This window comes from Paenibacillus ehimensis NBRC 15659, assembly GCF_004000785.1.
GTDB lineage: Bacteria > Bacillota > Bacilli > Paenibacillales > NBRC-103111 > Paenibacillus_G > Paenibacillus_G ehimensis.
This window is the reverse complement of the sequence record NZ_BILX01000094.1, coordinates 1-22650: the sequence shown is the minus strand read 5'-3', so window position 1 is coordinate 22650 and position 22650 is coordinate 1. Positions and strand designations below refer to the sequence as shown.

At 38.8% G+C, this 22650-nt stretch carries 15 protein-coding genes; 2 read left to right on the top strand and 13 right to left on the bottom strand.

Going from position 1 to position 22650, the window contains the following annotated elements; all coding sequences use genetic code 11:
• Positions 1 to 1219: 1219 nt before the first annotated feature.
• The 13 genes from PEH01S_RS30655 to PEH01S_RS30595 all read right to left on the bottom strand — a co-directional run bounded on the left by PEH01S_RS30655 (position 1220) and on the right by PEH01S_RS30595 (position 17595).
• The gene (locus PEH01S_RS30655) at positions 1220 to 2626 is read right to left on the bottom strand and encodes an undecaprenyl-phosphate glucose phosphotransferase (protein ID WP_127489969.1); all 1407 of its coding nucleotides are present in this window, start codon (positions 2624 to 2626) and stop codon (positions 1220 to 1222) included.
• Between the two features lie 4 nt (positions 2627 to 2630).
• Complete coding sequence (locus PEH01S_RS30650) at positions 2631 to 3497, bottom strand: glycosyltransferase family 2 protein (RefSeq protein ID WP_127489967.1); 867 nt, start codon at positions 3495 to 3497, stop codon at positions 2631 to 2633.
• Positions 3498 to 3575: 78 nt separating this feature from the next.
• Entirely contained in the window at positions 3576 to 4526 is a 951-nt protein-coding gene (locus PEH01S_RS30645; RefSeq protein WP_127489964.1) for a glycosyltransferase family 2 protein, read from the bottom strand.
• The gene (gene rfbD / locus PEH01S_RS30640; RefSeq protein WP_127489962.1) at positions 4523 to 5374 is read right to left on the bottom strand and encodes a dTDP-4-dehydrorhamnose reductase; all 852 of its coding nucleotides are present in this window, start codon (positions 5372 to 5374) and stop codon (positions 4523 to 4525) included. The genes PEH01S_RS30645 and rfbD overlap by 4 nt, the downstream gene beginning before the upstream one ends.
• A gap of 2 nt (positions 5375 to 5376) precedes the next feature.
• Positions 5377 to 6393: a dTDP-glucose 4,6-dehydratase gene (gene rfbB, locus PEH01S_RS30635; RefSeq protein ID WP_127489960.1), complete on the bottom strand. Its 1017-nt coding sequence runs from the start codon at positions 6391 to 6393 to the stop codon at positions 5377 to 5379.
• A gap of 12 nt (positions 6394 to 6405) precedes the next feature.
• The gene (gene rfbC, locus PEH01S_RS30630) at positions 6406 to 6954 is read right to left on the bottom strand and encodes a dTDP-4-dehydrorhamnose 3,5-epimerase (protein ID WP_127489958.1); all 549 of its coding nucleotides are present in this window, start codon (positions 6952 to 6954) and stop codon (positions 6406 to 6408) included.
• A gap of 13 nt (positions 6955 to 6967) precedes the next feature.
• Positions 6968 to 7711 (bottom strand): sugar phosphate nucleotidyltransferase, encoded by a 744-nt coding sequence (locus tag PEH01S_RS30625; RefSeq protein WP_127489956.1) that lies wholly within the window; start codon positions 7709 to 7711, stop codon positions 6968 to 6970.
• A 170-nt stretch (positions 7712 to 7881) separates the two neighbouring features.
• Positions 7882 to 10707 carry a DUF7657 domain-containing protein gene (locus PEH01S_RS30620; RefSeq protein ID WP_127489954.1) on the bottom strand — a complete coding sequence of 942 codons (2826 nt, stop codon included), beginning with the start codon at positions 10705 to 10707 and terminating at the stop codon, positions 7882 to 7884.
• A 39-nt stretch (positions 10708 to 10746) separates the two neighbouring features.
• Positions 10747 to 11853, bottom strand: a complete 1107-nt coding sequence (locus PEH01S_RS30615) for a glycosyltransferase family protein (RefSeq protein ID WP_127489952.1) — start codon at positions 11851 to 11853, stop codon at positions 10747 to 10749.
• A 13-nt stretch (positions 11854 to 11866) separates the two neighbouring features.
• Positions 11867 to 12706, bottom strand: a complete 840-nt coding sequence (locus PEH01S_RS30610; RefSeq protein ID WP_127489950.1) for a glycosyltransferase — start codon at positions 12704 to 12706, stop codon at positions 11867 to 11869.
• Entirely contained in the window at positions 12699 to 15107 is a 2409-nt protein-coding gene (locus PEH01S_RS30605; protein ID WP_127489948.1) for a methyltransferase, read from the bottom strand. Before PEH01S_RS30605 ends, PEH01S_RS30610 begins: the two co-directional genes overlap by 8 nt.
• Positions 15108 to 15150: 43 nt before the next feature.
• Positions 15151 to 16800, bottom strand: a complete 1650-nt coding sequence (locus tag PEH01S_RS35615) for an ATP-binding cassette domain-containing protein (RefSeq protein WP_246063111.1) — start codon at positions 16798 to 16800, stop codon at positions 15151 to 15153.
• 15 nt (positions 16801 to 16815) lie between these two features.
• Positions 16816 to 17595 (bottom strand): ABC transporter permease, encoded by a 780-nt coding sequence (locus PEH01S_RS30595; protein ID WP_127489946.1) that lies wholly within the window; start codon positions 17593 to 17595, stop codon positions 16816 to 16818.
• Between the two features lie 391 nt (positions 17596 to 17986).
• On the opposite strand from PEH01S_RS30595, the gene PEH01S_RS30590 reads away from it, so the two are divergent.
• Both PEH01S_RS30590 and PEH01S_RS30585 read left to right on the top strand, forming a co-directional pair.
• Positions 17987 to 20470, top strand: coding sequence for an O-antigen ligase family protein (locus PEH01S_RS30590; protein ID WP_127489944.1), 2484 nt, complete (start codon positions 17987 to 17989; stop codon positions 20468 to 20470).
• Between the two features lie 157 nt (positions 20471 to 20627).
• Positions 20628 to 22286 carry an S-layer homology domain-containing protein gene (locus PEH01S_RS30585; RefSeq protein ID WP_127489942.1) on the top strand — a complete coding sequence of 553 codons (1659 nt, stop codon included), beginning with the start codon at positions 20628 to 20630 and terminating at the stop codon, positions 22284 to 22286.
• Positions 22287 to 22650: the final 364 nt, after the last annotated feature.

Below are 22650 nucleotides of genomic sequence, written 5' to 3'. Positions count from 1 at the left end.
AACTCCTATAACGGGTAGGTTATAGGAGTTATCCATAATAATTTTATGAAGGAACCGAAGGTATCACCTTGTCTCCCCTCTTCTTCATCAATATCTTCTTAACACAGCCGGTTGCTTTTATTTCAATGAATTTATAAGACAAGTCTGAAATAATTATTGATAAAACAATAGAGAGAAAAGCGTAGATCATAAATGACAAAGATAAGGGAATCTTAAATAACGAAATTATTTTGGGCACAACGATCTTCAAAGGGAACATGACAAAAGTGTGCCACATATACAAACTATAGCTTATTTTCCCAAAATATCTTAATGGTTTTGTATTAAGAAAATTAGAAAATACACCTTGCTCGAAAATAATGGTCTGGAAAAAAAGAAAACTTAACAGTAGCGGTAAAAAAATATTGAAATTTTCAATATGATAAGAAAAAAACATTAATCCTAAAAAAATAATACCATTAAAATAAAATACTTTACGAGATCCGTACCATTTTTTCAACTTGTTCTCAAACAAAAAGATTGCAATACCAACAATGAAAAATAACAAGTTAGGATGGAATGAGACTATAATGATACAAGTAAGAGCTAGGAGGATATAACAAAGAACTCTAAAAATTTTCTGTACAAAGGTTTTTCTAAGGATAAATATAATAGATCCTGAGATTATGTAAATAAAAATTCATAACTTAAGGACCACGCTACAATTTGGGCTATAGGAAGCGGAAAGATGCCTGGTAATAAAAATAAATTCGAAAAAAAGTGTACGATGTACTTTACAAAATCGATATCTTTCATCCATTTATAGCCGATTATTGGTCCAATTGCAAAAATGAATAGATGTAATGTTAAAAAGACTGGATAAATTCGTAATATTCTGTACTGATATTGGACCTGCATAATTAATAAGATAAAACAAATTTTCTTTTGGTACTTCCACTATATATTTTTCGAGTACCGCAGATCCATAAATATGAAATATCAATACAGAAACAGCAAGGAACCCTCGCAGTCCCTCGATAGTCCCATTGGTTTTTTTACTCACGGTAAGCCTCCTCAACTACCCTCCCCTCTCGTGCTAGTTTAACATCGGCTGTTTAAAAGGAGCATCCACTAAATTCATTTCTTTACACAAATGAAGCACCAACTCAAAGGAGAGCCAGCGCCTCTAACATTGAACTCCAAATAAAAGATACAATTTTTTGAAGAAATAACACTATAATTAATATGCATTTTTATTAACAAAGCCATTGATGATCGTCTTCCAAATAATCTTAATATCGAACAAAAAGCTCCAGTTCTCGATATAGAAGATATCGTACTTGATCCGATCCTCGATGGACGTATCGCCGCGGAGCCCATTGGATTGAGCCCAGCCTGTAATCCCCGGGCGGATGTGGTGCTTCACCATGTACTTCGGAATTTCTTCCTTAAATTGTTCCACGAAATAAGGACGTTCCGGCCGGGGCCCGACGACACTCATATGTCCGAATAATACGTTGAAAAACTGCGGCAGCTCATCCAAGCTCGTTTTCCGTAAGAACGTTCCGAACTTTGTTTTACGCGGGTCGTTTTCCGTCGTCCATTGGGTATCGGAAGATTGTTCCGTTTGTACCCGCATCGAACGGAATTTATACATCATAAAATTCCGTCTGTTTAAGCCGACACGCTCCTGCTTGAAAATAATCGGACCCGGAGAAGTAATTTTCACGCCAATAGCAATAAGGATTAATAATGGCAGTGTAATAAGAATTGCGGCTAAAGAAAATACGATATCAAAGGCTCGCTTGAAAAAACGATTTCTAAATTCATCCAGAGGAATATCTCTGACATTAATTAACGGAATGCCTGCGAAATTATCAAAATACGGCTTTGACGGAAGATAATCAAAATAATCAGGAATGATTAACGTTTTAACTCCGGCCTTTTCACAAGTGTTGATAATTTTTCCGAACTTATGATGAGCGTCCAATGGCAAAGCAATGATCACTTCATCAATCAATGTCGTCTCCAGAATGGCCTCAAGCTCATCGACCCGTCCAAGGATAGGCTTGTAGTTTTCAAAACCCGCTTCGTGACAATCATGAAAATCATCCAGGAAACCAACTACCTCATAACCCAATTCGGGATGCTTCAATAAATTCCGATAGAATTTTTTCCCGATCGAACCCGCGCCCAGAATTAATACGAATTGTTTGTTATATCCCTTCTGCCTCAAACGCTTCAAAGAGGTCTTAAGGATATAGCGGTAAAAGCTGATCGCGAGTATATTATTAACCAAAAACAACAGCAGGAAAGAACGCGAGATATCAAGCTCTTTGAAAATAAACAGGAAGCTTAACAAAATTAATAAACTAATTGTATAAACCTGAATGATCGTGAACAGTTCATATGAAAACTTTTTTCTGCGCTTCGGCGTGTAAAAGTTAAAAGAGTAGCTTAAGAAAATCGCTATCCCGCCGTATATTAAGCTCCACAATGCATAGTTATGAAAGGGGAGCGGATTATCATATGGAATCCAGCCGCTTTTAAACTTCAGCCACCATGAAAATAAGAAAATGAGCTGCACGCAAATAAAGTCAGTAAAAGCATAAATCTGTGATAAAAACCCCTGACTTTGCCGTACCATTTTCTCACCTCACCGATCCAAAACGATTTAATAATAAAGAAGTCAAAAATTTCACAGTAATTCCTGCATATACGAGACCATTCACCAAAAATGAATACTTTTTTCGGTAATGCTTCTGATGAAACAAATACATAGCACGGTGGAACTCGTAAATGATCTTAAACGGCTTGCGTCGGCTGCTAGCGCCTTTATAATGAATAATCTGAGTGTACGGATAATAATGAATATCCCATCCACCTTGCTTTATTCTATAGCACCAGTCGATATCTTCGCCATACATAAAAAACTCTTCATCGAGCATCCCCACTTGATCGATTGCTTCTTTACGAACGATCATAAAAGCACCGACTAAACAATCCACCGGATAATCTTGATCCGGGTCCAGATGGCTTAGCTGATACTGGTTATATTTCGGCTTATCAGGAAATAACTTAGAGAACCCAAAGGCATAGTAAAAAGAAGCGGAAGGGGTAGGAAATCCCCGACGGCACGCTTTGTCTAACGCCCCGTCAGGCAGCACCACCTTGCAGCCCGCCGCTCCGATACTCGCATGTTGATCCATAAATTGGATCATCGTATGCAAAGTGTCGGGTTGAACAACCGTGTCTGAGTTTAACAAAAGGACGTAACGCCCTTTAGCCAATCGCATTCCTTGATTGTTCGCTTTGGAATATCCAAGATTGGCATCATTGCACACCAAATGAACCATCGGAAAGTTTGCCCGGATAGCCTCGACGGAGTTATCCACGGAATGATTATCAATCAGGATCACTTCATAGGTAAAGTCCGTTTCCGACAAATAAACCGATTTTAAACAATTCAAGGTGAGCTCGCACGTATTGTAATTAACAATAATAATACTTAAGTCCATAAACTGACTCCATAAACTAGACATGTATTCCTATTATATCATGAAATACTTTTCAAAAGTATGACTGATCGAAAAGCATTATTTAAAATAACAGTAAATATTTTCGAATTGAGCTTTTCGTTTATCTTGTATTACACGCCTTTTATGAACAGTGCTTTTGATTGTAGCAAAAAAATTACGCCAGCTCCCAAGAACTCCTGGCTCCCGGACGATGAAGTAGGCCAAACTTCCCAGCTCATACAACAGAATAGGAAACAAGTGTTTTAAGATGTACAGCCAATGGTCATTTTTTACAATCATTTTATAACGATTAATATAAGAAAATCTGCGAACGCGCAAAGGAACTTTCGTCCTCGCCCCTTTTTTCCACCCCCGATTATGGAAGGCTTGAGCTGCAGGGCAATACAGAGCGTTCCATCCTAAAAGACGGCTACGCCATGCAACGTCTACATCTTCCTTATAAGCAAAGAAATCCTCGTCGAAAAACTCACCATCAATACTAACATCTCGAACCATGCTGCTGGAATACAGTGCAGCGGCGCCCGAGACCCCAATTACATCTCCTTCTTCATCCCACAATGAAGAATCCTGCCCCGCCCCGCGGTCGAAGGCTCTTCTAGACTTGGTAAATAACAAACCGGTGCTGTCGATTTCGTTAGGTGAATGCTTGAACAAAAGCTTGCCGGTGGCGCTTCCCAACGAGGCATCCTGCTCCATCCGCTGGACCAGATAATAAACGTAATCCGGATGCAGCGTGACATCCGGATTAAGCACTAAATAATAGTCGCTGGCCGCCATTCGAATCGCTTGATTATGACCTCCGGCAAAACCCGCATTCACCTTATTCGATACAATAGTTAAACGATCCGATTCAAACTCGCGCACCACATTCAGCGTGCCATCCTGTGAATCGTTATCTATAACTATAATACGATCGATCGGGTAATTTTGTTGCAGTACCGCCTGAAGGCATTCTCGAATATAGGGCTCGCTGTTAAAGGTAACGATATGAACGCTAACCTTTTTCATATTGAGGAACGCTCCAATTTAGCCAGGAAATCTCTCAGCGCTTCCCGCCAAGGACGCAAATCTTCAAACCCATTCGTACGAATGGACAAATGATCCATCACCGAATACTTAGGCCGTGGGGCCGGTCTTGGAAATTCTTCTGTCGTGCAAGGCTCCACAGTAACGTTTACGCCGCTTTCTTCAAATATGGCTTTGGCAAAATCATACCACGAACAAACGCCGGAATTCGAAGCATGGTAAATACCATATTTCTCTGTTGCAACTAATGTCAATAAAAATTCAGCCACATCTTCTGTAAACGTAGGCGAACCAACCTGATCGCTGACTACCTTGAGCCGATCCCGGTCCTTGGCCAGATTCAACATGGTTTTAACAAAGTTGTTTCCATGAAGCCCATAAACCCAAGAGGTCCGAACGATAAAATAACGGGAACATAGAGATTGAACCAATGACTCTCCGGCTCGCTTTGATTTACCGTAAACCCCGGTCGGATTCGTATTATCATATTCCTTATAGGGAACTGTCGCTTGTCCGTCAAACACATAGTCCGTACTGATGTAACAAAGCTTGCTCCCGATTTTTTCCGCAGCCACTGCCAAATTGCGAGTACCTGCAGCATTAACCAAGTAGGCTTGGTCCTCGTCGCTTTCCGCTTGATCCACTGCTGTATAGGCGGCACAATGTATGATTACGTCGGGCTGAACCCGTTCCACTTGTCGCAAGCATTGCTCCAGGCTTGCAATATCAAGTTCATTACGCCCCAAGCCTGTCACTTGATGCTGCTTTTGAAACAAAGCGACAACATCTTGTCCTAATTGGCCGTTTGCCCCGGTTACCAATACTTTCATGCTTAAACACCCAGCCTGGAAGCATATTGCTTATTGTAATACTCTTGGTAGGCCCCCGATTGGATTCGCTGCCACCATTCTTTATTGTCCAAATACCAGGAAATCGTCTCTTTAATCCCTGATTCAAAATGATACTTTGGCTTCCAGCCGAGTTCATTGGTAATTTTGGTCGCATCGATCCCATATCTGCGGTCATGGCCAAGACGGTCTTGAACGTAAGTGATTAAAGACTCCGGTTTGCCAAGCTGTTCCAAGATCGTTTTTACAATTTGGATGTTCGTTCTTTCGTTATTGCCGCCTACGTTGTACACTTCACCGCTAACTCCATTATGCATAACCAAATCAATAGCGCTGCAGTGATCCTCGACATACAACCAGTCCCTAATATTCAGTCCGTCCCCGTATACAGGGAGCTGTTTATCATTAAGAGCATTGGAGATCATTAATGGAATCAGCTTCTCCGGGAATTGGTACGGGCCGTAGTTGTTGGAGCAGCGGGTAATATTCACGTTCATCCCAAAAGTTTCGTGATACGCCCTAACGATCAAGTCACCGCCGGCTTTGCTCGCAGAATAAGGACTATTTGGCGACAATGGTGTCGACTCCATAAAGAGACCCGTTTCGCCCAAAGAACCATAAACTTCGTCCGTCGATACTTGAACAAACTTGGTCACGCCATATTTCTTAGCAGCGTCAAGCAAAACCTGCGTACCCAAGACGTTGGTTTTTATAAAGATTTGCGGATCCAGAATACTGCGGTCCACATGAGATTCAGCGGCAAAATTGACGACAATGTCAATTCCCTTCTGGAACAATTCGTCCACCAGTTGGGCATCTGCAATATCGCCTTTAACAAAGGTATAGTTAGGATTATTTTGCATGCTGGACAGATTCTCCAGATTCCCCGCATAGGTAAGGGCATCCAGATTAATGATTTGGTAATCCGGATATTTATTAAGCATATAAATAACAAAGTTGCTGCCAATAAAACCGGCGCCGCCGGTAACCAATACTTTCATGATTAGCCTCCGTTATTCGAAATTAATCTCCGCATCTTTAAGAACAGGATGCTTGCCATCCTTATCGGATAAAATCGGATTAGCCGTCGGCCAATCGATGCCCAGTTCCGGATCGTTCCACGCGATCCCGCGATCATGCTCCGGCGAGTAGAACTCATCCACTTTATACAACACTTCCGTATTCGGAACCAAAGTACAAAAGCCGTGAGCAAAACCTTTTGGAACCAGCAGTTGCCTTTTATTCGCCGCGCTTATGATGACCCCAACCCATTGTCCGAAAGTAGGGGAGCCTTTCCGAATATCAACGGCTACATCATAAATAGCCCCTGCAGCTACACGCACCAGTTTTGTCTGGGCTTTCGGATTCAATTGATAATGAAGTCCTCTCAAAACTCCCGTTTCTACAGACAAGGAATGGTTATCTTGAACAAAATCATAGTCAATGCCGAGTTTTTTGAATTTCTCGCTATTGTAGCTTTCCATGAAAAAGCCGCGATTGTCTCCAAATACAGCCGGTTCAACAATCACTACGCCTTCTAGTTTTGTTGGTATGATGTTCATAAGAGTCACCTGCCTACAATTTTAGCTTGCCGAATTCTTCGCCGAACAACAAATCTTGGGCTAACTCATTGGCTTTAGCAAGCGAAGCATGCGTTCCCGCATCCGTCCACCAGCCTTGGAGAATGTCATAGGTCAGTTGACCGCGACCGATATAGGCATTATTTACATCCGTAATCTCCAGCTCACCGCGTCCAGAAGGTTTAAGAGTTTTAATGATATCGAAAACAGAGCTATCAAACATATAAATTCCCGTAACCGCATAGCTGCTTTTAGGATTCTGCGGTTTTTCCTCGATAGAAACGATTTTATCGCCATCGAGTTCAGGTACACCGTATCTTTTAGGATCGTGAACTTCCTGGATCAGGATTTTCGCACCCGTTTGCTGTTTTTTGAAGTTTTGTACATAAGGAGCGATGCTGTCAGAGAAGACATTATCACCAAGAATAACGACCATTTGATCGTCACCTACAAAATGCTCCGCCAAGTCTAGTGCTTGTGCAATTCCGCCTGCTTCGTCCTGGACTTTGTAAGTAAACGTTACGCCCATTTCTCGACCGCTGCCGAGCAAATTTACGACATCACCCATGTGATCCTTGCCAGTTACGATGAGGATGTCTTGGATATCCGCATCTTTAAGCTTAGCGACTGCGTGGAAAATCATTGGATATTTCCCTACGGGAAGTAAGTGCTTGTTTGTCACCTTTGTTAATGGGTAGAGACGGGAACCTGTGCCACCTGCAAGTATAATGCCTTTCATGTGTTTCCTCCACTTATATAATTATAAAGAAAATCGTTATACATAAAAAAGAATAGCGTCATCCAATTACAAGGAACTCTTAACATAAAAGCCCATACTTAGAAATTACGTCGTTAGATATATCTGAAAAAACTAACATAATGCGTACTATAAATAAACTATCTTCAACTTCAATTAACACGATAAATTGACCATGGATCAACTTTATCTTGGTATAATAAGGTTACCTCGCCTCTATCAATAATTGACTGTGGTATGGCAATACTTGTGAATATATATTTGATTTTTAATTCTCTTGCAGTTTCGATTGGAATATATATAATACGATTTGTTTCATTAACCTTTGCACTCTTTTCATGATCAAAAAGAGAGAAGTCCAAAGTTCCATCTGTTAAACGCATATCGATATGAGCGAATTGGTTCCATAAATTCACAAAACGAAGTTCTTTGTCAATTATCCTCATCATTGTCCAATCAGGATAATAATAAGTACCTGTTGTTCTTGCGACTCCTTGGGCTGTAACCAGATTAGAAATTGTGGGGTTACCGCTCACCATCCATCTCCCACTATCTTTAGCGTCTATCTCTCTGATTTTAGCCATTGTTGATTTCGCAAACATGGCATCGATACCTTGAGTGATCGGGTTAACCATACAAGTTGAACCAACGGACAAAACTAAAAGAAGTGTAGAAAATAAGCGAATTCTTTTTTTACCCCCACTCAGTAGCAAATATCCCATATACGACATCAAAATTACTACGAGAACCATTAAACTAGTACCCAGTGTAAAAGCTTTATAGTAACCAAAAATATTGTCACTGTTTGTTAAAATACAGAGAGTCAGGAAGCAAATTAATCCTGAAATAATACCGGCAGTCTTAGGAGAAAAAAATTTTATTTTCTTTTCCAGCAAAGGTAGTAGAGCAACGACCAGTAAAGTAAAACCAAATCCATAAGCATAAGTAATTCTTACAGGATAAGTAAAGTCCATTAATGTGATTTTGTTTATAATCGATATTTGTGGCATCCAGGAAAACAGCCAAAGTATAACAGAGGCACCTAACAAAAGTGCAAGGAGCAACAATCTCCGTTTGAAACGCAGGAGAAGAAATGTAGAAATTAAAATTACAAACGGGATAAACGAATAAAACTGGCTAATTTCACTAGAGTTCAAAAAATGAGGATGTCGAATACTTGCTGTAAATACATTCACAAATTGATACAAATCGTAATCCCATGGAAGCGGTATCCATGGTCTATTCGTACCAGGATAAGTTGTATTCATCATTGTATGAATGGCAAACTTTGATTTAGTATAAAAATGTACAATTATCCCAACAACAGGCGCCATCATAAGCATATATTGAAAAAGGCGCAATGGAGCGAGTGGCTTTCTATTCTTGTTTTCTATACACAAATAAATAAGGAGTGCTAAAAAAATGTAAGCTAAAGGAACCTGGGTTGCGGGATACATGGTGAATATATATACTAGCGCGAAAAAGCTAATAGCTAATAGATTAAGTATCCTCCCGTAATTGGTTTTGGATTTCAAGTAATTATTGAAACAAACTACCGCAAATTGCCCACTCATTAACATTAACATCAGCGCTTGTGATAGCCACCATTGCACTGGAGGAGCAAAAGTGATGACCATAGCTGTGAGTAAAGCATAGCGATAACGTCTAGTCAGAAGCAAGCCCATTTCAAAAGAAGCCATAAATAATAGTATTAAACGCGAGCACCAATAAAACGAAAAAGCAAAATCTGGCGGTAATATAAGGAAACCCCACAAGTCAGGACGAGCTAGTATGATGATATCTTTAACCGGTGCAAAGGCAGACACTACCATATCATTGCCATTAAAACTTAACTTATTGTTAAAATAAGGTAATTCGTTCCCGGACATAACTTGAGCAAAATAATATGGTTTCTCAGTCGCCCATTCATCACCGCGAATTCCCTGAGGAATACCTAATAAGGTACTTTGTACAAAATTCGGTGAATTGCCCTGAAGCATCCCGTCATATGCCCCTAATGATGAGCCTGTAAACCGGCCACAAACTAAAAGTACTAATAATAAAAATGCTATCGCGTATCGATAACGAATTGCTTTTTTTTTGCCTAAGTAGGCCAACAATCCTGCTACAAATATAAATATAAAGAAAAAATATACTCTACCCAAAGAAAATGTAAACGCAGGAGAAAAATAACGATAAAGTGTATCAAAACCGCAGCTTCGTGCAATTATTGCTATAAAGCGTAAAATAACAACATCAAGCAAAAAAGCAGAGAGTGAAGAATAAAAAATAACAAGAATAAAACCAAGTATTCTATCTCGCTTACTTTTTCGAGATTGAATAAGATCTTTGCTTTTCTTGAAATAACCAAATAATATTACAGAAATACTTTTAATAAGCAGCCAAACTTTATCTATGAAAACGAATAGGAAAGTTGCAATAACAAAAAAAAGCTCTTGTTGAAAAAACTCCTGCCGAAAAGCAATGGGTGAATTTTCCAGAACGCCCAGGGAATAAATATGACCATCTGTACCAGAAGTATGAATATTAACAATACCGTCTTTTACCATATAGTTACTTATGTCATTTTTGTTGGAAAATCGTTTTAAGAACTCGTCTCCTGAAATTTTTATTTCGTAAAGAGGAGACTTGATGATAGATAAAGAATGAATTTCAAAGGATTGTGGAATTGTTCCAAAATCAATACGGAGTTTATTTAATTTTTCTAAAGATACTGGAACAGCAACTTTTTGGATTCCTCCCCCTTGCAGAGAAATATCTGGTGTCATATGAGAGTCATCGAACGGATATCCCTCTTTGAAATTATCATATAAAAAATTAATTGTCGCTGCCTGTCCTTTATTGCTTATATAAAGTTCCGCTGAAGATTTGAAGGTACTAAATATAATTAAATTACCTACTAAGAGTAGTGCTAAGCAAATTAAAACTCTTTTACTTAATTGTAGAATGGTTTTCATCACGATAGCTCCTGTATCCTCATCAGATCATCAGATCAGTTAAGCCTTCAACGCAAGAACCTTGTTAAAGAGCTTTTTAAAAAAAGATTTGAAACCTTGAGTCCGAATAATATTAATTGCTTTTGATAAAATGCTCTTAGACTTTTTAATAAACTTACCGACTTTTAATTTATCACCGAAATATGCGTTACTTAATTCAAATGGATCTTCTACACTAAACATCACATCATAATCTTTACGGTAAGCGACTCTAATTGTATCATCTATCTTTTCCCCTGAAACGTAGCAGCTATAAGACCAAGGTGTTTTAGAGATAAGATCTGAATTATTCGAATCGTGAATTTTAGAATACTCGGCATATAGCTTTTTAAAAGGATGCTCGCCTTCCGGAAGCCAATCTCTCATACATTTTTCTGCCGTTTCTCCATAACCCGAAAAATGAATAAAGCGTAAAGGATCACCCTTTATGTAAAAGTGTCCGTCTTGCTCACTCATTTCACAGTTTAACAACGACCATGGCGCAAAATCGTAACCCCTATGTTTGAAAATTTCAACATCAAAAAAGCAAGGAGCTAAGTCGATCCATTTCTGATCCGTGAAAATGCCACGTCCAATATCATCGTAGCAGAACAAATAAAGACGCTCTGCCCACCACTTAATAAAGTTTTGTGCTTCTTCACTACGATTAACACCCAAAAAACCGAGATTATATACTCCATGGGCTGTACTTGAAAGTTCCATATCAATGTTCCCGGGTTCAAGCAAATGAGGGCAAACAACAATAGGTCTCACATCTAAAAGTGATCTTAACTCAGTAAAATCCGAATAAACGTAAATATCCGGGTCAAGATATACGAACTTTTGCTCATCCGGAAAAGCCTTATATAAATAACGAAAGAACTGTCCTTTAACTGCTGTCGAAGCTTCAACAATAGCATGTTTGAAAATAAACCGGTTAAAATTACCTTCCCAAGCGTCTTTAGCCAAAATAATTTCATCGAAAAATGCGTACTCATACTGTGGGAGAACTTCACGTTCAGTCAAACATATAACAAAAGTTGCATCAGGAATATTTTCTTTTACTGACTTGGCCAGGGTACGTGCTTTATGCAAATAGTTTGCACAAATTGATGTAAAAATTATCATTGTTAAACTCCTTTTATTTCATAACAAATTTTTTAATAATTGTTTTAAGTATTGGGATACGTTTGATTTTCTCTAAAATTGTAATGCTTTCCTGTAGTGACCTACATAGAAAAATTTGTTCTATAAGCGCATCTCTCAAAATCATAGCATATTTGTCTCTATATTTCTCAAAAAGTACGGGATGATGCTTATAAATATGTTGATAAGTTTGCTTTACAACATCAACATTGGTTAAAAATTCTGTCGTGCGTGAAGTTGGCTTTATCCTATAATGAAAAAGAACTTCAGGAATCTGATAAATTTCACGACCTAGTTCTATGATACCGAGCCAAAAATCATAGTCTTCCATACCATGGTACATATCAGTATGAAATCCTCCGACCTTTTCCCAATCCTCTTTATAAAATAAGGCAGTTACAAAAACGACATTATCAAGAAGCATCTTCTCTAACGAATAGTTTGGAAGGTCCCATCTGCCACTCCTTTCTCCAAATAGATCCGCATAACAATAAACTACCCCAACAGATTGATTTTCTTCCAAAATTTTGACTGCTTTTTCAATATAATCTTTCTCAATTTTATCATCTGAATCTAAAGGAAGAATATATTTTCCTGTCGCTTGTGCAATTCCAGCATTCCTTGCGCCCGCTGGACGTGCTCGACTTGTCTTAATTATCTTAGTATTTGAATTTGTTATTCGCTCTAAAACCTCTAATGTGTGCTTGTCATCGGACCCATCATCAATAATAATTAATTCAATATCCTTGTAGGTTTGTGCATACACGGAGGCCACAGCTTCCTCTATATAAGCCCCATCATTATAGCATGGCATGATGACACTGACTTTACTCACCCGATTTCCTCCTAGTGACACTACCAAATAGTAATATTTTTATCGCCGTTTTTATGCGGTTCTCTTTCATCTGAGTTTGTATGTGACTTAGACTGTTTTGTATATGAGTTAATTCATTTTGTGTCCGACTCAATTCATTTTGCACCTTGTTTAAATCGTTTTGCGTTTCAGACAGATCTGACAAGGTGTGCTGGAGTTTTTCTTGATTTACAGATAGTTCCGTTTGCACTGCTGTCAATTGATAAAGTTTTGAATTTAATTGCACTTGAAGACTATCTGACAATTGATTTAAATTGGCTAATTCGGCTTTCAATTGTTGATTAAGAAATACTTGTTCGTCTATTTTTTGACGATACAGGAACAATTCTTCTTCTCGCTTTTGATAGCCTTGTTTCCAATCTAAGATTTCACACAAAAAAAAGACCTTCAAATAAGTAGCGGTTGAAAAGTCCCCAATTAAGTGAAACTGAGGATCAAAAGTAAAAAACTCATAGCCTTTATTGTCTAAATATCTTTCTGCATTAATAGGCTTGATATCAGTAAATATTCCGTCTGTTTCAATTTTTACTACATTTATACAACAAGGACTACCTTCGAGAGGATCCCATCTTAATAGTTTTGCATTTTTCAGCATTTCTTTTGTGAAGGTTACAGCAAAACCGATCGGGGAATATTCTGCGATATTAATTTCATAATCGTGATCATTAAATCCATGTCCCAGATCAAAAAATAAAGTACTGTGTAGGATTCTGTCTTTCATTTGCTGTGAAACTGCTTGTTCAATATCGAGAAATATATTATCTTTAGCAAGATTGTACAAATCTTTTATGCCAACATAGTTCTTAGCAAAGTGAATCTCCCATTGAGAAAAACAATTTTCTGTCTGCTCCTCAATATTAAGCAAAAGGTATAGCATATCTTTGGTAAGAAAATTTTCTAGCTGGTGATCGTTTACAAATTGTTTCAGCATTCGCCATAGAACAAATTCCTGTGGCACTTTACATGGCATATGCCACTCATAGTCAATTACTTTATATGAATTTCCTGCAATAAAAATATTTCCCGCGATCATATCTACATTTGCATTATCCGTCCAACGAAGAGATTGTTCGCATTGTTTTGGGCCAAATATCTCCTCAAATTCACGAGAGTATATTTGTTCTTGCAGTGGTATACCGCCATATAAAGAATCTCGCAGATAATTTATGTGACTATTAAATTCATCCCAATCCTTATTTAAACAAGCTGAAAGCAAAACATCTTCCAAAGTCTTCTCCGTAAGAAACGGAAAAGAAACGATGGAATTTCGTTCCTGACAACCTATATTTTTTAAATTTTTATCCCCATATTCATAACAGCTAAAGCTATTCATGTTTTTGAGATGTGTTTTTCCTTGCGAGTGCAACGCTTGTTTATGAACAAATTTCTTATCTTCATTGAAATATGTGAAAATACGGAAGCGCTCGCTACGATTTGCACTTAATTTAACATAAGCAATGTCTGAGGGAACTTCTTCAGGTGATGCAGCTATTTCAACCAAGAATGAATTCGAGAAATTATCAATTAAATCCAAATCCATCAGGGATCTATATACAGAGTTTTCCTCAAAAAACTTTACCCGAGCCATATCTAGTGGGTAGTTTGGAACGGATGGCGGCATTTTTGAAATCGTTGTATCGGTAAATATCTCAGCGGGAAATTTATAATCGGGATAAGGATAATAAAATTTTAATGCATGAAGTTGGGCCTTGTTTATTTCGGCGCATAATTCTCCTTTAGAAAAGGTTCGTACCATTTCCCCCTCAATATACCCGTTTATGCCAGAAAAAAACCTACCTGTATGGTCTTCTTTCGCACCAGAAAAGTATTTCAATCCAAGTCTATTCTCGATTGCTAGTAACAGCCTGCCTTGGACATTCATATGGTTGGAAGAAACCACAAGAAAGTCTCGATAAGGCTGTTCACTTTTAATCATATACGCCGCGTATTCAAGTACGCCATTAATAACAACATAATCAAATTTCCAATCGGAAGGGATACTCTGCACATCGCAAACTACAATCTCCAAGTTATCATATTGTTTATGGCGTTGAAAATTAACTTCTGCTCGCCTTTTGGTCAATTCTACTGCAACAACTTTACTAGCGTGTTCACATAAAAGACCTGTCAATGCGCCACAACCAGCTCCAATTTCCAAAATCGTGCAGTTTTCCTTAAAAGGAAACCAATTCAATATATTTTGACGAAGATGGGACATATGATATACAACAGGCCATCTTCCATCTTTATACCAATCTGAATCACCATTTTTAGCATATTGTAATAGCTCATTTTCAATATCGCCATCGGAATAGACATCATCAGCGCTTGGCTCATAGAAATCGAGGTTAAGTCTTGCCACACAAATCCCTCCCAAACTCTGTATTGTCCTTTGCTAAATATCTTCATCTTTGTCTATGCCGCCTACGAGAAGACTCGTTTGGTTCGCCAATATCGTAGACATACTGGAGATCACAAATATGGTCATTCACAATGTTAAACGATATAATTGATGAATATGAATCAATTTCCGTTAAGTAGACTCTATTATCAATGAATGAAAAGTAATAGGGAACTCCCTTTAATTGCAGCAAATCATAAATATCCTCGTATTTAGTTTCCAGTTCATTTAGATCCCGTACCCTTACTAACCTTGGAGCAATATCGCCAGCTCCATTCTGATAGACACTAAGATAATAATAAGAACCGATCTTAGTGATGTCATTCATTCCTTGTAATTCAAAAGGAACTTTATACTCCGCAATTATGTCAAAGGTTAGATCAGATGCTTCAGCTACTACAATTTTCCCAGGACCAGAAACAAAGTAAACTTTCCCATCAATTAAACTAATTGCACGAACATAAGCTGTATTTAAATAGTCTAACTTCACTACTTTCTCTATAACAACTTCTTTTCCTGCATTCTTCAACACAAATACCTCTTGTGACGATGCTGCAATCCCATAGAATCGTTTGTGGTTTGCGTCGTAAACAATTTTGTGAGGCTGGCTACCAATATCTGTGATTTTTTGTGTTTCAACAAATGTGGAACCCTTACGTCGTAAAATCTTCACCCTATCGTTTTTCGTATCCTCCACTAAAAACACTTCGCCATCACTAGCTATGGAATGAGGAGTGCTAAAATCGCCAGGCATCGTTGCCCACTCTTTAATAGGGTCAATTAGGTTATCATGAAAAATAACGCGATGATGCCAACAATCAACAATAAAATAATTATTATCAATTTTTGTAATAAATGTCGGCGTATACAGCCTTTCTTTATATGATGTTAAATCGACGTCAGACTCTACCTCGCTGTCCGAGAACCCGCCCCTTGAGTAACTAGTATATGCATCACAAACCTCATCTGTATTTCCGATCATTCTAACCGTCCCACGGTCTAACCAAATTATGCGGGAACACATTTCGCGAATCTGCTCAATACTGTGTGAGACTAAAATTACTGTTGCCCCGCCGCTCATTAATTCACGCATTCTCTGAGCGCTTTTCTGTTGAAAGTGAGCGTCACCTACAGACAAAATTTCATCAACAATAAGTACATCTGGATTTACCAGTGTTGCAATTGAAAAAGCCAAGCGCATCGTCATACCGGACGAAAAATTACGAACAGGTACATCCATGAAATCATGTAATTCAGAAAATTCAACAATTTCGTTGTATTTATCGATTAAATACTGTTTTGAATACCCCAGTACAGCACCATTAAGAAAAACATTTTCTCGTGCAGTTAAATCAATATCGAATCCGGCACCAAGTTCCAACATAGGTGCAATCGTCCCATAAACTCGAGAACTTCCTTGAGTGGGGGTTAGAATTCCTGAAATTATTTTAAGCAACGTGCTTTTACCGGCCCCATTACTCCCAACTATACCGACAACCTCGCCCTTTTTAATTGTGAATGAAACATCTTTCAAAGCAACAAATTCATTGTATTCTAGCTTACCGGATATTTTCTTTACTATGAATTCCTTGAGGCTGAAGATTCGGTCATTTGCCATGCGAAATTTCATAGACACATTTTTTAATTCAATCAAAATAGACCATTCTCCTTACAGATTGAGAATAAATTTGTTTTGGTTTCGTTTGAAAACATATGCTCCGATTGTTAGAGATATAATTGCAAACAAAGCGCAATACACCCATGCCTTAGGATCAGGAATGCCCCCATTTAAAATAATAAAGCGAACAAATCTAATAAAATGATACATAGGATTAAATTCCATAACAGATATCATATACGGTGGGAGAATGCTTTCAGGATAAAAAATAGGTGTCAAGTACGTCCAAATCGTTAAGGCAATGCTATATAAAAATTGGGTATCTCTAAAAAATACCATCAATGACGCCAACAACAAGGAAAGACCCATAATAAAAACAAACATGCATAGAATTGCGTACAGCAAAGCAAAGTGAACATAAGTAATCTTCATGCCTGCCACGATAATTACGATGTAAAGCGCTGCTAAGGACAGTACAAAATTTACTCCTGTCGATAAAACGCGCGAAAAGGGGTAAATGTACTTCGGAATGTAGACTTTATTAATAAGAGAAGCATTTTGAATAATGCATGTCATAGCTTGAGATGTTGCTTCAGACATATAATTGAACATAACAATACCGCTAAGTAAGTATACAGAGTAATTTGGTATATCAAAGCGAAATAATGTAGAAAACACCATGTACTGTACAACCATTATTAAAAGAGGATTTAATAAACTCCAGAGCATTCCCAATACAGATCTTCTATATTTTGTTTTGAAATCTCTTTCCACCAATTGTGAAAGAAGAAAACCATATTTACCGTACACATCAAAGATTTTCTTAAGCATTTACAATCCCCGCAATTTCTGTTTAATAACTGAACAAATTTCATTAACTTTATTAAAATCAAACTTCTAAATTATTCATAAATGTTTGCATGAACCATATTGAATTTGCGAATTCATTCACATATCCTTTCTAGCAAGGCAACTGTTGTTTTTTAGTTTAGTTTAATGTTGAAATTCTCTATAAATTGTCGATCCCTGTCTTTCTGCTATTTTATCAAACTTGTATTATGAATACTACCCCTGGGATATATTCGCCATTTACTTGATCCATTCCTTACTGCTTTCCCGCTTAGGCCAATATCCACATAAAGAAAATAAATTTGGCTTCTCCTCTCAAACTATGATAAGATTTTGTCGTAATTTCAAGTTATATAAAGGAGAACACCAGATTATGAACGCCAAAAAAAGCCAGCATGTGTATGCTGCTCATCTAAAAAAGTCATCTGAAGCCGCCGACAAAAGCTCAATCTTGTTCTGGATACTATCAAGCATCGCCTTGATTTTTTTAGTCTGGGCTCCCTTTCAAAGAGGGTTATTTAACGGGAATAACTTCGATTTTGAAAGGCCGATCTACTCCTCCTTCGTTTGGGCCTCGGTCGTTCTGATCCTGCTTTCCATTTATTTGTACTTCCACTGGAGGTTAAAAGAAAAGTCGGATCTTGCAGTAATTGTTGCCTGGCTGCTTCCTATTACTTATCTCATATCTTCGTTCACAGCAGCTTCAACTAATTATGCTGCAAATTCAATCTATATTCAAATCATTTATATCGCGTTCTTTTCACTGGCCTACTATCTTTCAAAGCAAGATCTCGGCCTATCGATACTTAAATACGGTTTTGTCAGCACTTCCTATTTTATTGTTATTTTCGGGGTCATGAACTGGCTTGGCAATAAAGAAGCCGCTTTTGCGCTGGTAAAATGGTTCGCTGCCAACATGGAGCCTAATGCTTCTTATCTTCACGCGGTGATGTCAGATTCCAACGGCCCTCGGCTAACATCGGTTTTCCAGTACGCCAACTCTTACGCGGCTTTTCTTATTGCAGTCTTACTGGTCACCATATTCTTAGTCGTTACGTCTTCCAAATGGTATTCGATAGGCATTCATGCTTTTATGGTCGTTCCTATTATCATTTCTTTTTTCGTTACATTATCGCGCGGCGCTCTGGTCATTTTGCCAATCGTTTTGTTATTGGTTCTGCCGTTTCTTAAACCGCGTAAGCAAGTCGCCTACCTAATCCATTTGGTAGTATCTTTTGGTTTATCCTTAGTCATTCTAAATAAACTAACGACAATTGGAGTAACTTTGTTTCACGAATATAAATCCGATTTATCTCTTTCAGGTTGGACCAATCTATTGGTGATTTCTTTAATTTATGCGGTATTGGCAGTTCTTGTCCAAAAATTCGTTTCTCCATGGATCGAAAAGTTAACAAATCGTCTCGAAGAAAAACGTTTCGCTTTTCTAGCTATTCCCGTTGTTGCCGTCATCGTTGGCGGAATAGGGGCGGTTTTGCTACTTACGGATTCCGGCGTAACAAAGTTGCTCCCGGAAAATATTCGTACCCGTATTGAAAACATCAACTTTCAACAGCACAGTGTCTTGGAACGCGGTACGTTCTACAAAGATGCTATGAAATTATTCAACGATTACCCTGTTTTTGGCGCAGGTGGGGGAGCTTGGCCGGCACTATATGAAAAATACCAGAATAATCCGTATATCAGCCGCCAGGCACATAACTTTTTTCTTCAGTATTTAACGGATGTAGGTATCGTTGGATTTGCTATATTCATGATTTTTCTGATTTTCATTTACTATACTTACATTCGCAATTTTATCAAGCAAGACGAGCAAACGCGAAACAAACGATTCATTTTCTATATTGCATCGGTTTCGCTGCTGGTTCACAGCATTATAGACTTTGACATGAGCTTTGTTTACTTGGGAATGCTCTTATTCTTAAGCTTTGGAATTATGATCTCAAACGACACTCTGGAACTGAACGGCAACTGGAAAGAAGTATTGAATTCAAAAAAATGGGTTTATCCTTCAGTAGTACTATTGGTTTCTATGCTGCTTTTCTTCATTTCCGTTAAGCTGCTGAGCGCTGACAGCCAATTCAATCAATCTAGAGCTATAGCCGCCAGTGGAAACAACAACTTGAACGATATTTTAACGCCTTTGAATAATGCCTTGTCGCAGCATCCGAATCATCCGGATTATGTATATCAAAAAGTCTCTATTCTTTTTCAAGTTTATAACCAGACCAAGGATGAAAAATATTTTACGGAAGCTACGAATTTGCTGGATCAAGCTTTGCAAAAAGAGCCCTTTAACTTTCCTTTGGTAGATCGAAAGATTTACAGTCTGATTCAAAAAGATAAAGTAGAAGAAGCACTGCAATTTACAAATGATAAACTCAATAGCTTCCCTTGGAAAGTTTACCTCTACGAGGTTGCAATATCTTTAAATACAGATTTGGGTTATAAGGCACGCGAAAAGAAAAATACTCAAAAGCAAGACGAATACTGGAACCAGGCTTTTGAGCTTTACAGTCAATTTGAGGCCCGCAAAAAAGAACTCGCTTTGCTGCCAAAAGAACAAGGCCAAGGCCAAGCTTTTGCCGAGACCGGTAAAATGGGCTTAGCCTTAGGTCAGATTCAGTTCGTTCGAGGCAAATACGATGCAGCGGAAGCAATGTTCCGGATTGGTATTGGTGGTTCTCCGGAGAACCAGACAACGAAACAAAACATTCGCTGGTACTTAGCTTCCTTGCAAAAACAAGGAAAGTCTGACCAGGCACTTTATGATAAGCTAGTAGCTCAGGACCCGAATGAACGCCAAGAATTTCAAAACCTTGTAAACGCTAAGTTTTAAAAAATCTTTATAAAAAATGGTAGCTAAATTTACACTACAATTTGCTACCATTTTTTTGACTATGATGCTAAAATAGATTCTAGGCCTTAAAGACGATTTTTAATCGAAAAAGGTATGGTTCAGTCGATTCTGCTCAGGGAGGGAGGTGAAATGCGAAATGAGTCAAATAGAGAAAAAAAATGTTTACAATCGTGAAAGGAGCAAGACCCAAGTGAAATCAACTGTATTGAAAAAAACATCCCAAGCGTTGGCCGCATTGATGATTGGCTCGACGCTGCTTCCTGTGCTTGCATTTGCTGGCATTGATTTTGGTAGTTTGAAGTATGATAAGTACACCAAGACTGTATCTGGTTCCGTGTATACGGATACGTATAATCAAGATAAAAGCGTATCTTTAAGTGTATATTCGGATGCCTACCACAAAGATCTGCTTATCACGACTTCCAACGTAACCTACAGAACGGTTGATAAGGTTACATACTTCGACTTTAACTTTACCTGGACAAATCCTACCGTTCCGGATAGCGTCTACGTGGTAACCTACTACGGTAACGACCGTAATGAAGCTTACGCGCTAAACAGCGGTCAAGCTCCGATTAACTCCACCGGTTCTAGCGGTTGGGGCGGCGGCGGTGGCGGCTCTATCTCCAACGACGGCGTTATCGAAGTATTCGGAGATTCTGTAGATGCCTTCACTCTGCAAAGAGCTTTTGAAAATTCTAAAGAAGTAAAACTCAAAATCAAAGGTGAGAAGCTGGCTATCCCGGCTGACGCACTGGCAGAAGCGCTGAAAAAAGGCGGAGTTTCTGTAACGATCATTAACGACAACGGCACTTATACTCTTCCGCTCGCGGCTATTAAATTCGAAGCAATCGCGAAAGAATTGGGCGCTGAACTGAAAGATACGAAAATCAACGTAACGATTGCTAAAGTTGCTGACGCTACTGCTGAAGACGTAACGAAAGCCGTTTATGCCGCAGGCGGTAACCCAATTAAAAACGCTGTTGACTTCAACGTTACAGCTTCCGGCAACAGCAAATCTGTCGATGTTGATTTCGGCAGCACTTATGTATCCCGTACGTTGGGTGTGAACAAAAACCTTGATGCTAAAAAAGCAACTGGGGCTCTCTACAACGAAACAACGAAGAAACTGAGCTTTGTGCCTTCTACGTTTGAATCGAAAGACGGTCAAACTGTTGCTACGTTGAAACGTAACGGCAACAGCATCTACACGGTAATCGAAGCAAACAAATCGTTTGAAGACCTCGCTTCCCACTGGTCTAAAGCAGACGTTGAAATGCTTGCTAACAAATTGGTGGTTGAAGGCGTATCCGACAAGCAATTCCAACCGGACCGCAACATTACTCGTGCTGAATTTGCAGCATTGGTTGTTCGTTCCTTGGGTCTGAACTCTGTAACGGCTAATACGTATTTCACTGACATTAACGCTTCCGCTTGGTACGCTGATGCAGTTGCAACAGCTTCCAAAGCAGGTATCATCAATGGCTATGAAGACAATACGTTCCGTCCGGATGCACAAATCACTCGTGAAGAACTGGCAGCTATGATCATCCGTGCCCTGAATTACGCAGGTGTAGCTTCCGAAGTTTCCGAGTCGAATCAAGCTCAACTGCTTGCGAAATTCAAAGACGCTTCCAAAATCGTTTGGGCTAAGAAAGAAATTGCTGCTGCCGTAAATGCAGGCATCATCAACGGTCTGACTGACGATACGATCGGTTCTGCTGAAAAAGCAACTCGTTCGCAAGCAGCTACGATGCTGAAACGTTACCTCGGACTGGCTGACTTCATTGATTAATCTTTATTGTTCTACGAGACTCGGTACTTTGTACCGGGTCTTTTTCATTTGAACAAATCTGAACTTCTTCATCAATTCAAAGATCATTTAGATTAACAATAGAGGAGGTCTCCGTCTTCAACAAACTCTTCAATAAGTTTAGCTGTCTAAGAAATCAGGAGCAAGATTGCTTCGACAGCTGGCTGCTCAAGCGAGGATTGAGGCTTAACCAAAGCAATCCGTTCTAGAGCAGAATGGTACCTTGGTGACTAGAGCCGGTGAGGGCTCCCGCATTCAAGTGGCGATTACAGTGCATGGGAATAGCTCCGGCTCCCCCGTCACGAGCCTCAGACAAATTGCCTCTATTACATAAACATCTACGAAA